Origin of the sequence: Pseudomonas putida (assembly GCF_016406145.1) — a bacterium.
Taxonomy (GTDB): Bacteria; Pseudomonadota; Gammaproteobacteria; order Pseudomonadales; family Pseudomonadaceae; genus Aquipseudomonas; species Aquipseudomonas putida_E.
This window is the reverse complement of sequence record NZ_CP066306.1, coordinates 2608843-2629477: the sequence shown is the minus strand read 5'-3', so window position 1 is coordinate 2629477 and position 20635 is coordinate 2608843. Positions and strand designations below refer to the sequence as shown.

The 20635-nt window shown below is 57.1% G+C and carries 22 protein-coding genes and 2 pseudogenes; 15 read left to right on the top strand and 9 right to left on the bottom strand.

From position 1 onward, the window contains the following. On the top strand, window positions 1-783 hold the full coding sequence (locus tag JET17_RS11985; protein WP_012314217.1) for a CHAP domain-containing protein: 783 nt from the start codon (window positions 1-3) through the stop codon (window positions 781-783). A 133-nt stretch (window positions 784-916) separates the two neighbouring features. After that, window positions 917-2140: a S1 family peptidase gene (locus JET17_RS11980; RefSeq protein ID WP_158246725.1), complete on the top strand. Its 1224-nt coding sequence runs from the start codon at window positions 917-919 to the stop codon at window positions 2138-2140. Between the two features lie 201 nt (window positions 2141-2341). On the opposite strand, the gene JET17_RS11975 is transcribed toward JET17_RS11980, so the two are convergent. Continuing rightward, on the bottom strand, window positions 2342-4366 hold the full coding sequence (locus JET17_RS11975; protein WP_190273322.1) for a CHAT domain-containing protein: 2025 nt from the start codon (window positions 4364-4366) through the stop codon (window positions 2342-2344). Between the two features lie 624 nt (window positions 4367-4990). Continuing rightward, entirely contained in the window at window positions 4991-5845 is an 855-nt protein-coding gene (locus JET17_RS11970; protein ID WP_012314214.1) for a glycoside hydrolase family protein, read from the bottom strand. Between the two features lie 526 nt (window positions 5846-6371). On the opposite strand from JET17_RS11970, the pseudogene JET17_RS27230 reads away from it, so the two are divergent. Then, window positions 6372-6509 (top strand): annotated as a pseudogene (locus JET17_RS27230) (NAD(P)-dependent alcohol dehydrogenase); the annotation flags it as partial. On the opposite strand, the gene JET17_RS11965 reads toward JET17_RS27230, so the two are convergent. Further along, complete coding sequence (locus JET17_RS11965; protein WP_102667843.1) at window positions 6447-6773, bottom strand: hypothetical protein; 327 nt, start codon at window positions 6771-6773, stop codon at window positions 6447-6449. The pseudogene JET17_RS27230 and the gene JET17_RS11965 overlap by 63 nt on opposite strands. A gap of 872 nt (window positions 6774-7645) precedes the next feature. Here JET17_RS11965 and JET17_RS11960 point away from each other — a divergent pair. Continuing rightward, window positions 7646-8086, top strand: a complete 441-nt coding sequence (locus tag JET17_RS11960) for a hypothetical protein (protein ID WP_012314211.1) — start codon at window positions 7646-7648, stop codon at window positions 8084-8086. Between the two features lie 354 nt (window positions 8087-8440). Here the strand turns inward: JET17_RS11960 and JET17_RS11955 are convergent, their stop codons facing one another. Next, window positions 8441-8716, bottom strand: coding sequence for a helix-turn-helix domain-containing protein (locus JET17_RS11955; RefSeq protein ID WP_012314210.1), 276 nt, complete (start codon window positions 8714-8716; stop codon window positions 8441-8443). A gap of 142 nt (window positions 8717-8858) precedes the next feature. Between JET17_RS11955 and JET17_RS11950 the strand changes: the two genes are divergently transcribed. Together JET17_RS11950 and JET17_RS11945 are read left to right on the top strand one after the other, a co-directional pair. After that, a complete protein-coding gene (locus JET17_RS11950; RefSeq protein ID WP_173857497.1) occupies window positions 8859-9320 on the top strand; it encodes a hypothetical protein in 462 nt (153 codons plus the stop codon). A 191-nt stretch (window positions 9321-9511) separates the two neighbouring features. Beyond that, entirely contained in the window at window positions 9512-10270 is a 759-nt protein-coding gene (locus JET17_RS11945) for an SIR2 family NAD-dependent protein deacylase (protein WP_012314208.1), read from the top strand. Between the two features lie 69 nt (window positions 10271-10339). On the opposite strand, the gene JET17_RS11940 is transcribed toward JET17_RS11945, so the two are convergent. Then, window positions 10340-11196 (bottom strand): IS5 family transposase gene (locus tag JET17_RS11940; RefSeq protein ID WP_085984877.1). Its coding sequence is split into 2 segments (ribosomal slippage): window positions 10340-10852 and window positions 10855-11196, totalling 855 coding nucleotides; the frame shifts between segments, so codons are not numbered across the junction. 580 nt (window positions 11197-11776) lie between these two features. Between JET17_RS11940 and JET17_RS11935 the strand changes: the two genes are divergently transcribed. Next, on the top strand, window positions 11777-12139 hold the full coding sequence (locus tag JET17_RS11935; protein WP_012314205.1) for a histone-like nucleoid-structuring protein, MvaT/MvaU family: 363 nt from the start codon (window positions 11777-11779) through the stop codon (window positions 12137-12139). Window positions 12140-12208: 69 nt separating this feature from the next. On the opposite strand, the gene JET17_RS11930 is transcribed toward JET17_RS11935, so the two are convergent. Both JET17_RS11930 and JET17_RS11925 read right to left on the bottom strand, forming a co-directional pair. Continuing rightward, the gene (locus JET17_RS11930; RefSeq protein ID WP_052293016.1) at window positions 12209-13192 is read right to left on the bottom strand and encodes a DUF2220 family protein; all 984 of its coding nucleotides are present in this window, start codon (window positions 13190-13192) and stop codon (window positions 12209-12211) included. After that, window positions 13185-13841: a DUF6791 domain-containing protein gene (locus JET17_RS11925; RefSeq protein WP_233100425.1), complete on the bottom strand. Its 657-nt coding sequence runs from the start codon at window positions 13839-13841 to the stop codon at window positions 13185-13187. Before JET17_RS11925 ends, JET17_RS11930 begins: the two co-directional genes overlap by 8 nt. A gap of 85 nt (window positions 13842-13926) precedes the next feature. Between JET17_RS11925 and JET17_RS27510 the strand changes: the two genes are divergently transcribed. Continuing rightward, window positions 13927-14061 (top strand): hypothetical protein, encoded by a 135-nt coding sequence (locus JET17_RS27510; protein ID WP_256587412.1) that lies wholly within the window; start codon window positions 13927-13929, stop codon window positions 14059-14061. On the opposite strand, the gene JET17_RS11920 is transcribed toward JET17_RS27510, so the two are convergent. After that, the gene (locus JET17_RS11920; RefSeq protein WP_233100440.1) at window positions 14058-15209 is read right to left on the bottom strand and encodes a putative bifunctional diguanylate cyclase/phosphodiesterase; all 1152 of its coding nucleotides are present in this window, start codon (window positions 15207-15209) and stop codon (window positions 14058-14060) included. The two genes, JET17_RS27510 and JET17_RS11920, sit on opposite strands and share 4 nt — an antisense overlap. Window positions 15210-15378: 169 nt before the next feature. Then, window positions 15379-15813, bottom strand: a complete 435-nt coding sequence (locus JET17_RS11915) for a mercury resistance transcriptional regulator MerR (RefSeq protein WP_003131969.1) — start codon at window positions 15811-15813, stop codon at window positions 15379-15381. Between the two features lie 71 nt (window positions 15814-15884). Between JET17_RS11915 and merT the strand changes: the two genes are divergently transcribed. The 7 genes and pseudogenes from merT to JET17_RS11880 form a co-directional block, all read left to right on the top strand. Then, window positions 15885-16235 (top strand): mercuric ion transporter MerT, encoded by a 351-nt coding sequence (merT, locus tag JET17_RS11910; protein WP_003131974.1) that lies wholly within the window; start codon window positions 15885-15887, stop codon window positions 16233-16235. 12 nt (window positions 16236-16247) lie between these two features. Then, window positions 16248-16523, top strand: coding sequence for a mercury resistance system periplasmic binding protein MerP (merP, locus tag JET17_RS11905; protein ID WP_003131987.1), 276 nt, complete (start codon window positions 16248-16250; stop codon window positions 16521-16523). A gap of 71 nt (window positions 16524-16594) precedes the next feature. Further along, window positions 16595-18280 carry a mercury(II) reductase gene (gene merA, locus JET17_RS11900; protein WP_003156770.1) on the top strand — a complete coding sequence of 562 codons (1686 nt, stop codon included), beginning with the start codon at window positions 16595-16597 and terminating at the stop codon, window positions 18278-18280. 17 nt (window positions 18281-18297) lie between these two features. Then, the gene (merD, locus tag JET17_RS11895) at window positions 18298-18663 is read left to right on the top strand and encodes a mercury resistance co-regulator MerD (protein WP_000995360.1); all 366 of its coding nucleotides are present in this window, start codon (window positions 18298-18300) and stop codon (window positions 18661-18663) included. After that, on the top strand, window positions 18660-18896 hold the full coding sequence (gene merE / locus JET17_RS11890) for a broad-spectrum mercury transporter MerE (RefSeq protein ID WP_003132004.1): 237 nt from the start codon (window positions 18660-18662) through the stop codon (window positions 18894-18896). The genes merD and merE overlap by 4 nt, the downstream gene beginning before the upstream one ends. Then, complete coding sequence (locus JET17_RS11885; protein WP_012314201.1) at window positions 18893-19882, top strand: DUF3330 domain-containing protein; 990 nt, start codon at window positions 18893-18895, stop codon at window positions 19880-19882. The genes merE and JET17_RS11885 overlap by 4 nt, the downstream gene beginning before the upstream one ends. Window positions 19883-20058: 176 nt before the next feature. Next, window positions 20059-20436: pseudogene (locus JET17_RS11880) on the top strand (helix-turn-helix domain-containing protein); the annotation flags it as partial. Window positions 20437-20635 lie beyond the last annotated feature (199 nt).

Below are 20635 nucleotides of genomic sequence, written 5' to 3'. Positions count from 1 at the left end.
ATGTCTCTATCACGACGCGACATCTTGGTAGCTACCTGCCTCGCTGCAGTCGTACCACGATTCGTATTGGCAGACGGGCCGAACTGGAGTGCCCTCGCGCAGGAAGACGATGAAGCACCACTCATTCCATCAAGTTTGGAAGCCTTCAAGGATCAGCCGTCCCTCAACCAAGGCGTGCTCACAGACTACACACCGATGGGCACCCAGGCGGCAACGAGCGCGGAAGAGAGACTTGCCCGTGAGGTGCTTAAGGCGGTGCCCATGAATTGTACTCCAATTGAGATCGCTCTGTACTTCCACGACGTGGGTCAAGGCAAGTACGGAGAGGACCGCAAACCCTACATCACTGCTTGGCCGGTACGATGGAACCCAGTGATCGTCGAGTTTTTCAAGGCCACAAGGCTTCAGCCCAGTGGAGACACGACAGCATGGTGCGCGGCGTTCATGAACTACTGCCTCATGATGGCCTCGACTGGCAAAACGCTTCCGCCAGATGCAAGCCCCCGGACCAAGAGTGCTGCTGCGCTTTCATTCAGAGACTGGGGAAAGGAGACAAAATCACCTAACCCGGGTGACATTGTTGTTTTCAAAAACATGAGGTCACAAGGTAAGGGGCACGTCGGTTTTTTTCTGGCTGATCAAGGTGACAAGGTGTTAGTGCTTGGCGGTAATCAGTTTGAGGGGACGCCAACCAGGCATACGATAAACCGGAAGTCGCTCCTCAAGGATGGTCCAGTGCTAAAGCTCCACTCCTATCGAACAGAGCCTCAATTGCATGTTTAGGGGGCTAATTTCCTTCGCTGCAGCGCTCACAGCAATGCCGGCGCTAGGCGAGCCATACTTTGAAGCTGGGCCTGCCGTTATACAGCTCCATGTCTACGGCACACTCAAGCGGCCTCTTCCCAACGAACAATCAGTGGACTTCCATGAGCGCGGTACCGGCTTCGTTGCTTCTCCGGATGGGTTGGTGCTCTCAGCCGGCCACAATATCCCAGATAAATCTCTGTTCGATGAAGATGGCTTCTTCATTGAAGGGTATTTTCCCGCTAAGGATCAGGATGCACTGAGCGCAGTCGATCCGCCGGTTGAGTTGGAGGTGATCACTGCCACTCAATCACCCTACGATGTGTCATTACTACGCATCAAGAACTCAGACACAGTGAGACCCTTTTTGCGTTTATGCGATAACTACAAACGAGCCGGAAATTTCGACTTCGTGGTATTGGGCTACCAGGGTGGAGACCGAATACTAACGAGTAATTACGGACCAGTTATGGCTGGCGCTGGGGCGACATCGAGTATTCTGGTGCAAATACCGTTAAACAAAGGAAATAGTGGTGGTCCAATCTTCAACGAGCTAGGAATGGTATTTGGTATTGCAATTGGTGAAAAAACTGTTGGCTCAGAGCGCATGCAATCAACCTCCATAGCTGTTCCAATGTCAAAAGTTATGCAGACGCTTGGTGATGCCTCAAAACCACTCGCGGGGGTTAGTTACGACCCTGACTGTGGTAAACAGTTGAAGCCACAGTTCACAGCCCTCATTGAATCACCGATCAAGGTGGGCCGGGAGCCACGCCCAGTAGCAGCTGAGGTGATAACCACTGAAACAATCGATTACTCGAAAGTTGTGAAGGAAATACCGCCACCGACAGGTTACAAGGTCGTGGCCTACAAATCGATTAAAGTCGATCAACCAGGGGTTAAAACAGAAATATTCGTTCCAAAGGATGGCTCTAAAATATTTGTGAAAGGGACTAGCAAAGAACCCAAATTGCCAACATCAGTAAACGCAAATATCGAAGTATTGCTGGAGCCGACATCACCAAAAAACGCAGCCCCCAGCTTTCGAGTACAAACCTTCCCTTACTCAAAAACCCTTGATACGCATAACATAGAGATTACATCAAAGGACTTCAAAGACACCATTCCTGCGCCGGAAGGGTTTGTCTTCAAGGAATTCCTGAAAATAGATTACGTAAGCCTCAACCACTCTCCTAGCAAAGGAGCCAATGTTCAAATAAGCCCAGATGGAAAAGCCCTGCTAGTAAGCTACAGCCTCCAAAGTGGGCCCATCTATGATCAATGGCGCGGCTGGATAGATGCTTTCATTACTGCAAAGCTGGAACCGAAACCATAACAGAGGTTCGAGGCGATCGATGTGCTGCCGGCAGGTCAGGTCTCCGGCTCCGTTACTTCGATAATGGGGTCGATGAACTCCTCCTGCATGGTGTAATAGAGAGTGCGATCGTCCTCCCCCGAGTTGGGGTAGCTGGAGAGCTGGGAATTTAGAGTTGGATGCGATAGTCCGAACAACTCTTAATTCCCGGGCCGAGTCTTTCTATAGCTTGGAACGCCCTCCGACCAACACGAAAGGGGCCCAATCGCCTGGTAAGTCGGCAACCAGCGCCTGGCTGCGCCGAGCCTCGCAAAGCGCCATCCTCATGGCCTCCGCAGCGTTGCGGTCTGCTTGGCCTCCCCGCTCACACTCTTTGATCGTGGGATCTCCCATCATTAGCGCAACTATCCTTGGCGTAACGAAAGCGGCCACATCATCACGTACTGTCCACTGAGACAGTAATACAGACTCTGCGCCGGCTCGAAAGAACGCAGTGGCGAAGCCGGCCAAGGCATCACCTGCAGCATCACCACTCGAGCCAGTGTTACACGCTGAAAGAATGGCAAGCCTCGCTTTCAGCTGCAGCTGCATGATTTCGCTCAACGTAAGGAAGCTGTCTGAATGAGTCGGTCCTTTAAGTCTTGGCCTGGACAGCACGAGGGCAGACTTCTTGAGCCCAAAATCCCCTCGCATGAGCCCATGGGTGGCGAATACCAAAACCTCCGCTTGGTTCATGGACCGTTTGGTTCTGGATGCGGCGCGTAGCCCAGTTTCTGTGGCGCTCTCCCATAAGAGAACACGGGATGCTTTGTTTGACGCGACGCCTTTGAGCTTGGACATGGCCAGCAGCTCGCACCGGGTTCCTGGCAATGGCGCTAGCGCCCGCATCGGATCGCCAAAAGACTCGCCGCGGTCACGTCGGCTACGGGGAGTGAACTGCGTGCAATCGACTTTACGCCCTGTAGCGAGATTGTCACCCAAGGTCGGATCGCCCACTCCAAACAGGCGGATTTTGTCGAGGGCCTGCTCACTTACATCCGCCTCTAAGTAGCTGTTGACCGATGGATAGATCTGGATGGCCTTCTCTAAGCCCAACCACTTAGTTGATGCCGCCGCGACAGGTCCGCGCCCTGCCCTCGGCCGTTCAAAAGGTAGCGCGCCGAACGGTACCGAGGCTAACTCCCCTTGAGGCACAATGATCAACTCTTCCGCCTTCGAAGCCATGCCTCGAATTGTCGAATCGGCGAATATCTCGTCGAACACTCGATAAGCTATTGAAGCCTCAAAGTCCTCCTCTTGTAACGGGCAGTCCTCGACTGAATCAAGGTTGTACTCGGCGATGTATGCGTCTTTGAGACGGCGGTACGCAGCCCCCATTCGTGAGTTAGCAGGGAACGTGCAACACATCTTCACGTCCAGGGAGCAACGAAGGGTCTCGATGTCTGTACGTAACGTCTCGCGGTCAGTGCCGAGGGCGGCCCACACAGTTCCCTGCGTATCTTGCGCCCAAATGCGCCCGGCACCTGTACCTGCACCAGGGCTGATCATGAGAAAGAGCTGCCCAGGTTTCAGCTGAAACTCTGACAGTTGGGCGCTATTTGGCGTGTCCCGGTCGAACTGCTCCCAAAACGCCTTGTGCTCAGCCTTTGTGAAAACGGCAGGGTCACGCGGGTGCACTCTCCCTTCTGAGTGTCGGTGAACGGCAAGCGCCGCAATCGACGATTGATAGTCCTGTGCTACAACAAACGCTTCATCACGGACAGAGTCAGACATTTCACCTGACCTGAATAGCGAGCGCAGTCGTACCGCTTCAAGTGCCTGGTACGCCCTCATTCGCGGGCTGGATGTCGGCGACGTTGGCGATCGGATGTCGCCCTCACTGTATGCAGGACTGATTTGCCCAGCTGCGAACAGGGCAAACTGTGCCATCTGATCCAGCCGCTTGGGCTCGAAATTTGCCCGTTCCAAAAATTCAAAGTACGCGCTGAAAACAAGGGCTGGGCGATACGTGTACCCCAACCCTTCCAATACGCTGGCCTGCGCAATCGCGGTCTGCAGGATCGCGTGCGCCAGCTCCTTCTCGCCGGTCGCTTCTTTATATTGGGCCACCCGGACAAGGCAGTCCACGAATGGTCCAGCACGCGGGTACGAGTCTAGGTACTCTTCCTCCAAATACGCTGAGAACGCTTCAGAGTAATAACCTGCCTGCGCATTAGGTTCGCCCAGCGCATCAAGCTCAGTAATCACGTCTCCTACGGGCCCAGGTACTTTGATTGGTTGCGGGGCAACCGGGTCCCATAAGGTGCCACTGACACGGGGCCGATCCATGAAGAAGGTTTGTTCGTGTCCAGCCGCGGCGTACAACTTCAAAGACTCGAGATATCCCGCCGCAGCTGCACTGGTATCACCGGTCTGCTCGTCAGCATAAGCCCGCTCGCAGATGACCCGAGCCCGCGTAACTCTGGGCAGGGACGCCGGATCTTGTAGTGCCAACGTAAAGGCCTCTGTAGCTCCTTGATAGTCGCCTTGATCCAATAGGATAGTGCCCCGTGCAGCTACTACTGCCGGTCTGCTCCCCAATGGCGCCAGAAGGCGCAGTGCCTCGGCATGTCGATCTAGCAGAGTGAGCGCGGGAGCCAACAGGATTGCCGCGGGCACCGCATCCGGAGCGCGGCGATGACTCATCTGGTACTGGAGTGCGATCCGCGCCCCCTCGGCCGCAAGTTCCCATTCGCCCGTGTGTACTAGCTGGGCGACACTTCGCGCTTGGTCTGTAGATTTTGCCGCTATCGCGGATTCAGCCAGCAACACTACGAAGACAGTAAGCAACCCCGCTGTGAGCCGATAGTGCCACATGATTGAGCTCCCAGGTTAGGCCTTCAAGCCTTGCTCAAAAAGGAGCGCTTCAAGTTCCCGCCGCTTCAGCAGTCCTCGTGCCTGAGGATCGTCCTTCCAGAGTCGTTTCATGTCACGAAACTTGGTTGGAATGGCGCCAAAATCGCGGTCTCGCATAAGTGCGTAGATCTCGCGCATTTCGCGGCGACGATCCGACGTGCGAGAAAGACTGGCTCCACGGTTATAAATCAGTGAGACCAATGCACCGAAAGAGTCCAGATGGAGATGGCTGCAGTTCTTAAACGTATCCTCCGTCTGGCCAACCACATACCGAAGGTACGCATCGAACTGGGTATTTGATTCTGTCCAGCCAACCTTGTCGTCGCGGAGTTCTCTAGTCTTCTGTGATGCCGGTCTTCCTTTGGTTCCACAACACCTTGCGAGCCTGACGACTGTAGGCTCAGGCAGCAGCCGGGCCCAGTCCGATCGGAAGTTAGCTGCCGTGGTATACCCAAGATCGTATCCAATGCCGATGGTCACGCCCGACTCACCACCAGGCCAGATAGGGCTCTGGAGCTTGGAGCGGTAGTTGGCTTCGCTAGTCACCTCGCAAGCAACAATTAGGCTCCTGGCTGATGTCGAGATCTGCCGATCACTCGGGTGACCACGATACCCTCCCTGAGAGCGGGGCTGATCGCCCGGGTAGACCATGAATTTTTCGCGGTCTGCACCAGTGAAAGACAGGTCGTTTGAAGCAATGGCCTGGGCTAACTCTGTGTCAAAAGGGGTCGGCGCCGCTTGCGCTCGTCTTGTGGTCGCCCACGCCATAGCCCCTAGAAAAATCAGCATCTCACGCCGGCTCAAACCGAAGTGTTCGCGTTGATTCTCCATACATTTCTCCCGAGAGCACAAATTGGCGGGGCAACCCCGTTTTATGAACGGTTGAGAAGCAGCCGACTATGGCTTTACAAATAGAGAATAGGAGATCCACGACGGTGAGGAGAGAGTTTGCACCATCACGGTCATGATGTGCCGGCACCGCTCACGATGAGCACACCAGCCTCTACGCAGAATGAATTCTCTGAGCATGTGCACAAGAACGCGAAGATTCCAAGGGACCTAACCTTTGTAATGGTAAACAGCTTCGCCCACTTTAGGCCGCTACCGCTAGATGCTAAGTGCAGATCGCCCATACAGCATCCGTTGAGCCGGTGGGCGGTAGTGTGGGAAGTCAGAAGCATGGGCGATCATACAGAGGATTAGACAATGACATGACCGCAGATCTGTGCCTGTGCGTTTCCCCGGCCGTACACCTCCGGAGGATTAGGCATTACTTACGCGGGAACGGACATGCCCGCACCCCGGCCTGGTGCGCACAATGCGCCGCCTCAACACTCAGCACTTAGCGAGGCATCACATGTACACAGCTATCGGTTATGCCGGCCCAGTCGGCCACAGCTCCCCTCGCCCCATGACTTTCAACGGTCGCAGCTCACGAGCTGACGACGTGGCCATCGAAATCCTGTATTGCCGCGTTTGCCACACCGGCATCCACTAAGCGCGCAAGGAGCAGGCCATCTATGGATTTTCGAAAGTCCACCTGTTTGGGGTAGAGGTACACTTTTTCGACTTTGGCGTCGGGTCGCATCATGGCGTGCGGGCTCCAGAAGATCGAGAGCACAGCACTAGGGACCAGCGAAGCGCTTTGAATGTGGCTTTCATGGAGCGTGTACTTTGCTCCAGGCTGGACGTGTCCGTCAGGAGCAAAAACAGCAGGCACAAAAAAACCACCTAAAAGGTGGTTTTTGTGCTTTCGCATATCCCAAGGCGAAACCAGCTCCTATGCTGACTCCTAACCAAGTGGCTTGTAACGAGATTGTAGGTGATTTGGATTCATCCATCAAGGCCTAAGGCCTCAGTACGCGGCAGTAAAATTGGCGCATATAATGCCTCTAACTTCCGATTACTGTCATAACTGGAAGTCTATTGTCTTCAAAACTCTGGCTGGTATTTCATGGCGCGCGCACCCACACCCTTGTTCGAAACCTACGATAACTTTATCGAGCAAGACTTCAGTTTGCAGGGCTCATCGCTCGCCTGCGTCGCTTCCTTTTTGGATGAGTGTGAAGCTGCTTTGGAACCTGATCGTGGCTAGGCGGCGGTGCGTGCATTCATGCGCGCGTTTTCCGACAACGCGCAGGGCCGCGGGTGGTTACCAGTATGGAACTCTACAAGCCCACTGGGGGTATGGCAGTGAGCACGATGGTCAGCGATTTGAGGTAAACCTCTGTGAGCACTGCTTTTTTCAGACCTTGGCGTACCTGAAGCAAGAGCGACGCGTTCAACAGCTGTTCAGTGATGAGCCGACTGCTGAGAGCGGTGATTTGGGCCTGGTTGCCCAGGACGATTACTTCCAGGACACGGGCTGCCGTTGATAAATTGGCATCAATCAGCCAACGGAGAGGTTTCTGCGCATGCGGTTAGCAGACTCAACAATGAGCGACCTGTTACCCAGGCTCTGCCTGGCCCCGCTCTTATAAGCGGACTTCCGGGTGTGCCTGTCACTTTGGGCATACGTCGACCACGACCAGCGTTGAAAATCCGAATTAGCGATGATCTGTCTCTCGGCGGGCAGACCAGAACTGGCTGGTGACATCCCCTCACCCTAATGCTTAAGGAGCGTCTTGCAGAATGCGTGCAACTCCAAAGGTGAGGAACCTTTCCCGCCGAGAGGCCATTTTCCAGTCCAAGGCACAAGCCAGGGTCATAGCCAGCGGAGACTGGCTTACCTGGCCAGAGCTGAATGCCCTGTTGCCGGCGGTGGCTGAGCAACGCAGCGACGGCGCTCCTGACCGGTATTTAGACGGTGCGATCTTCTCTATCAACTACGAGGGTGTGGAGTACTTTCCACGTTTCGCCATCGAAGCACGCACCTTGGCCATTGCGGCCCAGGGAATGCAGCGCGTCATCGCTGTGCTGGCCACCAGGGTGAATGGCTGGGGCATGGCTTTATGGTTCGAATCGTCCAATTCGTATTTGGGGGGTAAGCTGCCGAAGGACTTCATATCCTCCGAGCCCGACGCGGTTGTTCAAGCCGCACAGGAGGAGATAGATGGGGTCTCGCATGGCTAGCGCTGCTCGTGGCTAGGCCCATCCTCGCGCCTCGCTCGCTATACCCGAGAGACAAAACAGCATTATTTAGCTATGCCCTCCTCCATCCAGGCTCCCTGCCTGCAGCCTTTCGCCAGTGCTAGTCAGGAATCCTCCACGATTCTCGATACGGTCGCCTGTACAAGCCAATTGAAAAACGGAGAGCAGCGGCGGTGGCCATAGGCATTTGAATGTAGAAGGGGTCACCTTAGCCATGGAATGATCTACGCATGGCTACGCTGCTCCCCGAAGCTGGTTCTCAGTGAGCAGCGCGATAGTAGTCGATTCAGGATGGCATGAACACTATAGCGCTCATTTTGGGCATTGGATCGACTTTCAAGGCTTGAGCGCTTCCTTTTTCACCTGCTTGATCAGCCCGTCGAAGCCCACATCGGGATCTTGGATAAGGTATGCAGACACGATGAGGCTGAGTGGGTGGATACCCATGCGGCCGGCCAGCTCTTCAATTTTTTGAATCGTCGGCGACTTGAGTCCGCGTTCGAGTGAGCTCACGTAGGTTCGGCTACTGACTACGGCGAAATCTTCCTGGGTCAGGTCGTGAAGAATGCGCATGCGCCGCAGTGCCTCACCCAGGGATTCACGGATTTCCATCATCATTCCTCTGAAAAGGAATGATGAAGCGCTATCGAACACGATAGGGCTACAATCTATAGTGTTCATTGTGGGATAATTTGAGGTTTCCAGCCCTGGTGGCCGTTCGCCAAGGGGTATACAGCGCTCAGTGGAGCCCGTTTTGATCTATTTGTCCGAATCTCACACCCGTACTGTCCGTACAGGTTCTTATTGTGAAATTGAGGGGATGTGCTTTTGGGTAACCTTGCGGTCGCTTTTCAACGATGAGAGCGAGCGAGCAGCTGTTGTGGAAGATGCCTACGAACTCAACGTTTTCCTCACCCAGGCAACGGGCGTCGAGATCGCGCAGGTGCAAATGCTATGCCCTCCATCCATCAGCGGACGTCCGCACTGGAGCCTGGAAGAGCTTCGTAAGATTGTGATTCACCGTGGGCTTGAGTGCTCGCAAAGCGCGGTGATTTACGAGACTGCGGTGGCCACCTACAAATTAGGAGATCTCGACTTACGCCTGCGGAAACGGTCACATGCGTTGTACTCGGCGCGAACCCTGAAAGCGCGAACGACCTGCGTGGCCCTTCCACCTAAACCTGCTGACGAACCGCAGTTGTACGCACACTTTTGATGCAGAAGCGCACACCGTCATTGGCCGATAAAACCCCACTGGAATGCGGTTTGGGTTCTGCGAGTGCGAGCCTGGCTATTTCGGCACGAGGCGCCCGTCACAACTGTGCACTTAATAAAGTCAATTCCGATGCCGCTCGCGGCCGTTATCCTGACAGATCTCTCTGCCCCGCGTTAGGCTGATGAATACCCATGGACAACCTAGCAAAAGCCGCTGAGGCACTGCGGTCCGCGCAACATATCATGGTGTTTACCGGCGCTGGCGTTTCTGCCGGCAGCGGGATTCCGACTTTCCGCGACGAGCTGACCGGGTTGTGGGAGCGCCAAGACCCGCAGCGTTTAGAAACGGCGCAGGCATTCCGCGAAAATCCGGCGCTGGTTTGGGGCTGGTACCTATGGCGGCGCCAGCAAGTAATGCAAGCCAAGCCTAATGCGGCACATCAGGCGATCCATCGGTTATCTGGCAGCGGCCGGAGTGTCACCGTGGTCACTCAGAATATTGATGATTTGCACGAGCGGGCAGGTAATCAGGAGGTGCTTCATCTCCATGGCAGCCTGATGCGCCCCAAGTGTTTCGCCTGTCATCGATTCGTCGTGGAACCGCTGGTGTTTCCGATTATTCCAGCGGAAGGCGCTTTGATAGAACCGCCCCGCTGCCGCCGATGCAACGGCCGCTTGCGTCCAGCTATCGTGTGGTTTGGTGAGTACCTCCCGCCAGGTGTATGGAAAGCCGCCAGCCAAGCAGCACGACAGTGTGACATCCTGCTTTCTATCGGGACTTCCGGTGTGGTCAGGCCTGCTGCTGACTTACCAGATATCGCCTTAGCGTCTGGTGCAGTGGTCATACACGTCAATAACGTAGATGTATCCATGAATGGGCCGAACGAGATCATGCTGATAGGCCCTGCTGAGAAAATACTGCCACAGCTGATTGCTCTGGCGTTGACATGACCATCCACTACCCGGGCAAGGAGAAAGCTTTGAAACGCTCTAAACCTTTATAACTAGCTGTGCAAAGGACTAGGCTCTGTACGAAAAAAGATGTCGCAAACACTGCATGGAACAAGCCAACGAGACCATAGCTGCATAGCTTTTCGCGAGCTTGTCGAAGCGTGTCACGATACGGCGGTTCTCTTTCAGCCAGCCAAACATCCGTTCGATGATGTTGCGCTGTCGGTACTTGGGCCGATCAAACAGCCTGGGTAAGCCAGGCTTGGTTTTGCGCTTCATTGATCGCAGCGGGATGACGGGCTGCATTCGATACTGATCGCAGTAGCGGCGTAGCGCTTCGGCGTCGTATCCCTTGTCAGCAAGCAGCCATTTACAGCGCTTGCGCGGGCGGCCTCGTTGGCTCGACGGAATGCGGACTTCGTCCAGCAGTGGCTGGGCATAGCTGATGTCACTGGCTTGACCGCCAGAGAGGAGAAAGCGCAACGGTGTCCCGTTGGCGTCGCAGAGCATGTGGTTTTTGGTCGTCAGACCACCGCGACTGCGCCCTAGAGCGTGATCGGCAGGCTCGTCAGGCCCCCTTTTTTCCCGGCGCCAGATGAGGCTCGGGTTGCGCGCACTGCGGTTGAATCGATCATCCAGGTTTGCAGATCGATCAAGCCCTGTTCATTCAATCTCAGGTGCAGACGTTTGAGCATCTGATCGAACGTGCCCTGATTTCGCCAGCCCCGAAACCGTTGATACACCGTTGACCATGGGCCGAAGCGCTCCGGCATATCTCGCCACGCAGCACCCGAGCAGAGTACCCAGAGCACGCCGTCGAGCATCAGCCGGTCGCTCAGGCGCGGGCGCCCTCGGCCATGGGTTTCGATGAAGAGATCGGACACCACCTCCCAGGCCTCGTCCGAGAGTTCGTAACGCTTTGCCATCACAGGATTCCTTTCCGTTGATGACGGGGGACTCTACAAAATCTCAGCGTTCGAGGGGCGGCGATTGGGTTTCTCGGGATTTCGTACAGAGCCTAAGTTCAGGGATAACCCTGAAGCCAATTCACCCGTTTTTCGACATCAGGCTGACTTAGTGCTGCCTTGAGTAAGGCTGGTGTGAGAAGCCTTAGCACACTATAGTCCGCCTGGCCCTAGAGGCTGATGGGTTCGTATGGATTTGCAATGTGCAAATTCTGCACATTACTCCCTTCTCGACAATTTGAAAGCGGGCATGCTCATTCCACCATTCACCAGACTCGTGCGTTAAACGTCCGGCGGGTATCTGTGGCTCAGGCAATAGTCGATTACACAAAAGAGTAAATACGGCAATACCGATACTGACAGGGACAACGAACAGCGGAGCTCCTGTCACATCGGAGCTCTGGTATCCTTGGCGAAGCTGGACTCATGGATAACCAAATTCAGTACGACCCTCCATAGTTCAGGTATAGAACCTAGCACCGCATCACGCTGGATGACGCTCGTCATGTATAGTGATTCACTCCCATGGTAGAGGTGCAAAATGTCCCGTCTCGCAGAATTTAGGAAACTCGAACAACAATTGGCCCAGCAGCTCGCCGAGCTTGAAAGCCTCAAGAATGATGACGGTCTCAAGGTGGAAATCGAGTTTGAGACCAAACTTCGTGGCCTGCTGGGCGAGTACGGCTTCAGCCTGCGCAATGTGATTGACCTGCTGGATCCGGAAGCCTCACGCCGCTCTGCCCCAACGGTAGAGAAGGCTAGCCGAAAGCCTCGCCAGCTCAAAATCTACAAAAACCCCCACACCGGTGAGCGCGTCGAGACCAAGGGCGGCAACCACAAAACCTTGAAAGAGTGGAAATCCCAGTACGGTGCAGAAACCGTTGAATCCTGGGCTTCCCACTGAGCTCCTAAGCGGTAGTCTGGTCATCTAGATAGCATGGGCGGCAATATTGCTGCCCTTGTTCCTCGCCTTTCAGCTAGTCCTCATGAGCTGCTCTAGACCCAAACCCTCCTGGGGCAACCAGAAGCCCTCGCCCCACAGGGTATTCACTTCCTCAGCCAAGTCTGGCAGCCAAGCCGTCGCCAAACTTTCATAGCCGCTAGGAAGCATCACAAGCTCTCGCCGCCGCCCCACCTCGAGCAGCATCTGGAAGAAGACGCCCGGACTCAACTGTAGTTCGTGCAGTCGATTAAATTTCAGCGGAATGCTCAGTCCTTCGGGGTCAATGTCTCCAAAATATTCTGCTCGCTGGGCCTCTCGTTCGCGCATGACCTCAACCAGTGCTAATCCTGAGGCACAGATAGTGTTACCACTCCCGTAAACGATGGCGCTGTAGCGCTTAGCCTGCTCATTCCACTCCCCCAGGCTCCATAAAGTGTGGTGGTTTTCGACCACAAGCACGGGTAACCCAATGGCATCGGCTGGCCGATATGCAAGTGGATGCTCAACCCGCATTGCCCCGATAGCACTTAATGGCATGCGCCCGTTGAACAGCGCGCCATTGCGCGCCCGCGAATCCAGGAATTTCTCATCACCCAAGATATCGAGTGAACGCTCCCGAAGCGGCACCTGCATGAAGCGCCCCCGCCGCCGGATGAGCCATTCGTTGATCATGAAGGCGGTCGCTTGCTCGCCTGGCGAAAGGTTCGGCCAGAAACCCATTTCAGGAAGCCAGGAAACAGCGCCGTAATCAATTGCTTGAGGACGCCTCTCCTCCCGAATCAGAGTCACCGCCTTTGGCATGGGGGGATTGCCCAGCTTCTCGAAGCTTGCTGGCCCGGGCAGGCGCAGAACTCCCTGTGTCTGCGCCAAAGCTAAAGCTGCAAGTAGCTGCTGATCCCTATCAGGCGTTGCGACCTGTTCCGGATACGCGTCCAACCAAAGAGTTCTCAGAGTCGTCAACGCGACGCGCTTGCCGGGCTGGAGGATGAGCTTATCGACGAAAAGGCTAAGCACCTGTACCGCCCAGACCAATAATGGCAATACGCAGTGAGCTAAACCTGGCGTTGAGCGCCGTGGTACCGTAACGCGCCGAAGCCGTATCTTCGTAATGGAACACGGAATCCGGTGACTCCGCCTCCACCACTTTATACGTCAGGGGTGTGACGTCGGGGTCCGCAGCCCGAGCCTCATTCCAGAGGATGCGGGTGTAATGCCAGACCTTGTCGTAAAAGCTTGCAAACCCATTGGTACCTTGCGGCTTGTTTGAAAAGGCAAAGTTCGCGACCAGGCTCGACGTCAAGGGTAATGTTCCAGCCGAGTACTCAATTGCGGTAATCCTGCCGCCATTGTGCTTGTGGGGGGATTCACCAATGAAGTGCATGACATGAGTGCTCGGAGTCCCCACCACGTCAGGGCTGGGCTGATCGAGCGGACAGAAGAACGTACCGCGCTTCACCTCTCCTTGCGCGTTGAGGTAGGGAATGGAGTGCACGACCAAATGACCCTCGCGCACTTCCAGTTCGAACCCCTCATTGCGGAGGTCGAGGAGCGTTTGATTAAGACTTATCACTGACCGAGACATAGAATTCCATCCCCTCTTTGACACGAACTTGTTGACCGTCTGCCACCGAACCCTCCGGTTGGTCGTGAGGGCCGTGGTCATAATCAATCGTGTAAACCGTCTACGGAGGATGCTGGCTACCAGGGAATGCCAGCTCAACCAATTGTTGGTAGGTCAGGTAGCGGGTGTGCACCACGCGAGGCTTGGCGTTGATGACGATAGTCGCCTTGAAGGGCATGACCACGAAGTGCTCAACGCCCGGTTTGGTCAGGTCGACGTAGTCCTTGTCACCGACCAGGATGTCGCGGCCATGGTTGATTAGACTGCTCCCAAAGCAGATGACATGAACAACTCGAATTCCTTCACCGGCACTGGTCGGGAGAAGTAATAGCCCTGAGCTTCGTCGCACCCCATACGACTCAATATGGGTAATACATTGTCGCTTTCCACACCCTCCGCGACGATCTGCAAATTGAGATTGTGCGCCAAGGTTACCATTGTGCCGACGATAGCTCTGTCATCGGCATTGTCGGCCAGATTCTGGACGAATGAGCGATCGATCTTCAGCCGATCAATCGTAAGATGTTTGAGGTAAGCCATGCTCGAATAGCCGGTACCGAAATCATCGATTGCCAACCGTACGCCCATAGCCTTCAACCGCCGGAAACAAGCGATCATCCTCTCGGTGTCCTCGATGAGAATCGACTCGGTGAGTTCTAGCTCCAATAAAGACGACTCTAAACCGGATGTGCTTAATGCCAGGGCGACACTATCGACATAATCGCCTTGTTTGAACTCAATAGCAGAGCAGTTCACCGCCACTATGAGTGTTCCAAGGCCCATGCGTTGCCAAGCCACGGCCTGTTCGCATGCAGTGGTAAGCAACCAACGCCCGATGGGCACGATTAATCCACTGGACTCCGCTTCAGCAATGAACTCCCCCGGGTATATCATTCCTCGAGAAGGGTGGCGCCAGCGCAATAATGCCTCTGCTCCGACTACCTCCCCGCTGTCTAGATTCACCTGCGGCTGGTAGTGCAGCTCGAACTCATCGTTGTGTAGTGCAACCCGCAACTCAACTTGCAGTTGTAGTGACTTCAGCGCTCGCTCTCCCATCGCTGGGGTGTAGAAGGTATGCCGGGCCCGACCGCATTTCTTTGCCTGATTCAGCGCAATGTCTGCAGCCTTGAATAAGTCGTCAAAGCTCGTCCCGTGATCAGGATGACAGGCAATACCAATGGAAGTCCGCACCTCCAACAAGCAGTTATGTACCAGCCAAGGCTCTCGCAGACGACTGTCAAGGTCGCGCAGCAACTGCTCCAACTGTTTTCTGGTCGTGGCTCTGACCAACATCAGATACTCATCTCCCCCCAAGCGGGCAGTAGTATCGATGCCCTGCAGACTTGTAAGACGCTGCGCCAGTTCGCACAGCACCTGGTCTCCGGCCACATGACCGAGGGAATCATTGATGGTCTTGAAATTGTCCAGATCGAGGTACAGCAGGTGGAAATCTTCTGCGTCGACAAGGGGGAACCGCAGAATTCGGAAAAAATCGTACGCTAAGCTAACGGTGTTCTCGTGACAGCTCTTTGACTAGGCTTTCTAAGGGGTCGTCTCAGAAAACGGAAAATAAAGCACGCTAAGGCATAGCCGAACCTGCCAAGCTTGCTCCACCCTGTAGTGACGCGATCAGCGGGCAGGAAACGTTCCCCCTTCGCGCATGGCAGGCGCACACCAACTCAGACAGCACGGCCTCCATGCGCGCCAGGTCAGCCATTTTCTCGCGCACGTCCTTGAGCTTGTGCTCGGCCAGACTGCTGGCTTCCTCGCAATGGGTGCCATCCTCCAGCCGCAGCAGCTCGGCGATCTCATCCAGGCTGAAGCCCAGCCGCTGGGCTGATTTCACGAAGCGCACCCGCGTTACATCCGCCTCGCCATAGCGGCGGATGCTGCCATAGGGCTTGTCAGGCTCCAGCAACAAGCCCTTGCGCTGATAGAAACGGATGGTCTCCACATTGACCCCGGCCGCCTTGGCGAAAACGCCAATGGTCAGGTTCTCCAAATTGTTTTCCATATCGCTTGACTCCGTACATGAGTACGGAAGTAAGGTTACGCTATCCAATTTCAATTCGAAAGGACAAGCGCATGTCTGAACCAAAAACCGGGCGCGGCGCGCTCTTCACTGGAGGGCTTGCCGCCATCCTCGCCTCGGCTTGCTGCCTCGGGCCGTTGGTTCTGATCGCCTTGGGGTTCAGCGGCGCTTGGATCGGCAACTTGGCGGTGTTGGAACCCTATCGCCCCATCTTTATCGGCGTGGCGCTGGTGGCGTTGTTCTTCGCCTGGCGGCGCATCTACCGGCAGGCAGCGGCCTGCAAACCGGGTGAGGTCTGCGCGATTCCCCAAGTGCGAGCTACTTACAAGCTCATTTTCTGGATCGTGGCCGCGCTGGTTCTGGTCGCGCTCGGATTTCCCTACGTCATGCCATTTTTCTACTGATCGGAGTTCACCATGAAGAAACTGTTTGCCTCCCTCGCCCTCGCCGCCGTTGTTGCCCCCGTCTGGGCCGCCACCCAGACCGTCACGCTGTCCGTACCGGGCATGACCTGCTCCGCCTGCCCGATCACTGTCAAGAAGGCGATTTCCAAGGTCGAAGGCGTCAGCAAAGTTGACGTGACTTTCGAGACACGCCAAGCGGTCGTCACCTTCGACGATGCCAAGACCAGCGTGCAGAAGCTGACCAAGGCAACCGCAGACGCGGGCTATCCGTCCAGCGTCAAGCAGTGAGTCACTGAAAACGGCACCGCAGCACAACGGACGTCATTGTCTGGCGCCACAAACGATAAAGGATCTGTTGCATGACCCATCTAAAAATCACCGGCATGACTTGCGACTCGTGCGCGGCGCACGTCAAGGAAGCGCTGGAAAAAGTGCCAGGCGTGCAGTCGGCGCTGGTGTCCTATCCGAAGGGCACAGCGCAACTCGCCATCGTGCCGGGCACATCGCCGGACGCGCTGACTGCCGCCGTGGCCGGACTGGGCTACAAGGCAACGCTAGCCGATGCGCCACTGGCGGACAACCGCGTCGGACTGCTCGACAAGGTGCGGGGATGGATGGCCGCCGCCGAAAAGCACAGTGGCAACGAGCCCCCGGTGCAGGTAGCGGTCATTGGCAGCGGTGGAGCCGCGATGGCGGCGGCGCTGAAGGCCGTCGAGCAAGGCGCGCAGGTCACGCTGATCGAGCGCGGCACCATCGGCGGCACCTGCGTCAATGTCGGCTGTGTGCCGTCCAAGATCATGATCCGCGCCGCCCACATCGCCCATCTGCGCCGGGAAAGCCCGTTCGATGGCGGTATTGCGGCAACTGTGCCTACGATTGACCGCAGTAAGCTGCTGGCCCAGCAGCAGGCCCGCGTCGACGAACTGCGGCACGCCAAGTACGAAGGCATCCTGGGCGGTAATCCGGCCATCACCGTTGTGCACGGTGAGGCGCGCTTCAAGGACGACCAGAGCCTTACCGTCCGTTTGAACGAGGGTGGCGAGCGCGTCGTGATGTTCGACCGCTGCCTGGTCGCCACGGGTGCCAGCCCGGCGGTCCCGCCGATTCCGGGGTTGAAAGAGTCACCCTACTGGACTTCCACCGAGGCCCTGGCGAGCGACACCATTCCCGAACGCCTTGCCGTAATCGGCTCGTCGGTGGTGGCGCTGGAGCTGGCGCAAGCCTTTGCCCGGCTGGGCAGCAAGGTCACGGTCCTGGCGCGCAATACCTTGTTCTTCCGTGAAGACCCGGCCATCGGCGAGGCGGTGACAGCCGCTTTCCGTGCCGAGGGCATCGAGGTGCTGGAGCACACGCAAGCCAGCCAGGTCGCCCATATGGACGGTGAATTCGTGCTGACCACCACGCACGGTGAATTGCGCGCCGACAAACTGCTGGTTGCCACCGGTCGGACACCGAACACGCGCAGCCTCGCGCTGGACGCAGCGGGGGTCACTGTCAATGCGCAAGGTGCCATCGTCATCGACCAAGGCATGCGCACGAGCAACCCGAACATCTACGCGGCCGGCGACTGCACCGACCAGCCGCAGTTCGTCTATGTGGCGGCAGCGGCCGGCACCCGTGCCGCGATCAACATGACCGGCGGCGATGCGGCGCTCGACCTGACCGCAATGCCGGCCGTGGTGTTCACCGATCCGCAAGTGGCGACCGTGGGCTACAGCGAGGCGGAAGCCCACCACGACGGGATCGAGACCGACAGCCGCACCTTGACCTTGGACAACGTGCCGCGTGCGCTCGCCAACTTCGACACACGCGGCTTCATCAAGTTGGTTATCGAGGAAGGCAGCCATCGGCTGATCGGCGTACAGGCGGTCGCGCCGGAAGCGGGTGAACTGATCCAGACGGCGGCTCTGGCCATTCGCAACCGCATGACGGTGCAGGAACTGGCCGACCAGTTGTTCCCCTACCTGACGATGGTCGAGGGGTTGAAGCTCGCGGCGCAGACCTTCAACAAGGATGTGAAGCAGCTTTCCTGCTGCGCCGGGTGAGAAAAAGGAGGTGTTCAATGAACGCCTACACGGTGTCCCGGCTGGCTCTTGATGCCGGGGTGAGCGTGCATATCGTGCGCGACTACCTGCTGCGCGGATTGCTGCGCCCGGTGGCGTGCACACCAGGCGGCTACGGCTTGTTCGATGACGCCGCCTTGCAACGGCTGTGCTTCGTGCGGGCGGCCTTCGAGGCGGGCATCGGCCTCGACGCGCTGGCGCGGCTGTGCCGGGCGCTGGATGCGGCGGACGGCGACGAAGCGGCCGCGCAGCTTGCCCTGCTGCGTCAGTTCGTCGAGCGTCGGCGCGAAGCGTTGGCCGATCTGGAAGTGCAGTTGGCCACCCTGCCGACCGAGCCGGCACAGCACGCGGAGAGTCTGCCATGAACAACCCCGAGCGCTTGCCGTCCGAGACGCACAAACCGATCACCGGCTACCTGTGGGGCGGACTGGCTGTGCTGACTTGCCCCTGCCACCTGCCCATCCTCGCTGTCGTGCTGGCCGGCACAACCGCCGGTGCTTTCCTCGGCGAGCATTGGGTCATCGCGGCGCTCGGTTTGACCGGCCTGTTCCTTCTGTCCCTGTCGCGGGCGTTGCGGGCATTCAGGGAAAGAGAATGAGCGCTTTCCGGCCGGATGGATGGACGACGCCGGAACTGGCCCAAGCGGTCGAGCGCGGGCAGCTTGAACTGCACTACCAGCCCGTCGTCGATCTGCGCAGTGGTGGGATTGTCGGCGCGGAAGCCCTGTTGCGCTGGCGTCATCCGACGCTTGGACTATTGCCACCGGGCCAGTTCCTGCCCGTGGTCGAATCGTCCGGCCTGATGCCTGAAATCGGCGCTTGGGTGCTGGGCGAAGCCTGCCGCCAGATGCGTGACTGGCGAATGCTGGCATGGCGACCGTTCCGGCTGGCCGTCAATGCTTCGGCGAGCCAAGTGGGACCGGACTTCGACGGGTGGGTAAAGGGCGTGCTGGCTGATGCCGAGTTGCCCGCCGAGTATCTCGAAATCGAGCTGACCGAATCGGTCGCGTTTGGTGATCCGGCGATCTTCCCCGCCCTGGACGCCTTGCGGCAGATCGGTGTGCGCTTCGCCGCCGATGACTTCGGGACGGGGTATTCCTGTCTGCAACATCTGAAGTGCTGCCCAATCAGCACGCTCAAGATCGACCAATCGTTTGTCGCCGGGCTCGCCAACGACCGCCGCGACCAAACCATCGTGCACACCGTGATTCAGCTTGCGCACGGGCTGGGCATGGATGTGGTGGCTGAAGGCGTGGAAACATCGGCGAGTCTTGATCTATTGCGACAAGCGGACTGCGACACAGGACAAGGCTTCCTGTTCGCGAAGCCAATGCCGGCGGCGGCATTCGCCGTCTTCGTCAGTCAATGGAGGGGTGCCACCATGAATGCAAGTGACTCGACCACCACCAGTTGCTGCGTGTGCTGCAAGGAAATCCCGCTCGATGCCGCCTTCACCCCGGAAGGCGCGGAATACGTCGAGCACTTCTGCGGGTTGGAGTGTTATCAACGCTTCGAAGCGCGTGCCAAGACAGGGAACGAAACCGATGCCGATCCGAACGCCTGCGACTCGCTACCGTCAGATTGAGGCATACCCTAACTGGATGTCAGGCAGGGCCGCTGTCGTTTTCAGAAGACGACCGCACCATCCGACTGGATGTAACGCCTGGTGTGCATACGGCTCCTGACAGCCCAATATCAGGAGTCGTCTGCACCAATCTCGACTATGCTCAATACTCGTGTGCACCAAAGCGAGGTTTGGGCATGACATCAGACACTCCACCGATTGCCGCGCAAGGCGTGGCCACCCTGCCCGACGAGGCATGGGCGCAAGCCCGGCACCGGACGGAAATCATCGGGCCACTGGCAGCGCTTGAGGTGGTCGGGCATGAAGCCGCCGATGAGGCAGCCCAAGCGCTGGGCCTGTCCCGGCGACAGGTATATGTCCTGATCCGTCGCGCCCGGCAGGGTACTGGCCTGGTAACAGACCTGACGCCCGGCCGATCCGGCGGCGGCAAAGGCAAGGGGCGCTTGCCGGAACCGGTCGAGCGCATCATCCGCGAGCTGCTGCAAAAGCGCTTCCTGACCAAGCAGAAACGCAGCCTGGCGGCGTTCCACCGCGAAGTCGCGCAGGCGTGCAAAAGGGGTTTGGGGAGCAGTGGAACCAAAAACCAACGTAAGGCTTAGCTAGAGTTCACCGCTGCCGAAAATAGGGGCGGTTATCCAGACTTTGTTTTACTGAACGACTTTTCTGCACTGCTTTTCATGCGTTTGGACGGCCTGGCGTCAGTGCCTGCCAGGGTTCGACAAAAGGATGGTTTTCCCGAACTAACCAGACGCC

Excerpts from the sequence above, each read along its gene's own strand:
- JET17_RS11985 (WP_012314217.1), top strand. The coding sequence starts at position 1 with ATGTCTCTATCACGACGCGACATCTTGGTAGCTACCTGCCTCGCTGCA.
- JET17_RS11970 (WP_012314214.1), bottom strand. The coding sequence starts at position 5,845 with ATGGAGAATCAACGCGAACACTTCGGTTTGAGCCGGCGTGAGATGCTG.
- JET17_RS11965 (WP_102667843.1), bottom strand. The coding sequence starts at position 6,773 with ATGCGAAAGCACAAAAACCACCTTTTAGGTGGTTTTTTTGTGCCTGCT.
- JET17_RS11960 (WP_012314211.1), top strand. The coding sequence starts at position 7,646 with ATGCGTGCAACTCCAAAGGTGAGGAACCTTTCCCGCCGAGAGGCCATT.
- JET17_RS11955 (WP_012314210.1), bottom strand. The coding sequence starts at position 8,716 with ATGGAAATCCGTGAATCCCTGGGTGAGGCACTGCGGCGCATGCGCATT.
- JET17_RS11945 (WP_012314208.1), top strand. The coding sequence starts at position 9,512 with ATGGACAACCTAGCAAAAGCCGCTGAGGCACTGCGGTCCGCGCAACAT.
- JET17_RS11935 (WP_012314205.1), top strand. The coding sequence starts at position 11,777 with ATGTCCCGTCTCGCAGAATTTAGGAAACTCGAACAACAATTGGCCCAG.
- JET17_RS11925 (WP_233100425.1), bottom strand. The coding sequence starts at position 13,841 with ATGACCACGGCCCTCACGACCAACCGGAGGGTTCGGTGGCAGACGGTC.
- JET17_RS11915 (WP_003131969.1), bottom strand. The coding sequence starts at position 15,813 with ATGGAAAACAATTTGGAGAACCTGACCATTGGCGTTTTCGCCAAGGCG.
- merT (WP_003131974.1), top strand. The coding sequence starts at position 15,885 with ATGTCTGAACCAAAAACCGGGCGCGGCGCGCTCTTCACTGGAGGGCTT.
- merP (WP_003131987.1), top strand. The coding sequence starts at position 16,248 with ATGAAGAAACTGTTTGCCTCCCTCGCCCTCGCCGCCGTTGTTGCCCCC.
- merA (WP_003156770.1), top strand. The coding sequence starts at position 16,595 with ATGACCCATCTAAAAATCACCGGCATGACTTGCGACTCGTGCGCGGCG.
- merD (WP_000995360.1), top strand. The coding sequence starts at position 18,298 with ATGAACGCCTACACGGTGTCCCGGCTGGCTCTTGATGCCGGGGTGAGC.
- merE (WP_003132004.1), top strand. The coding sequence starts at position 18,660 with ATGAACAACCCCGAGCGCTTGCCGTCCGAGACGCACAAACCGATCACC.
- JET17_RS11885 (WP_012314201.1), top strand. The coding sequence starts at position 18,893 with ATGAGCGCTTTCCGGCCGGATGGATGGACGACGCCGGAACTGGCCCAA.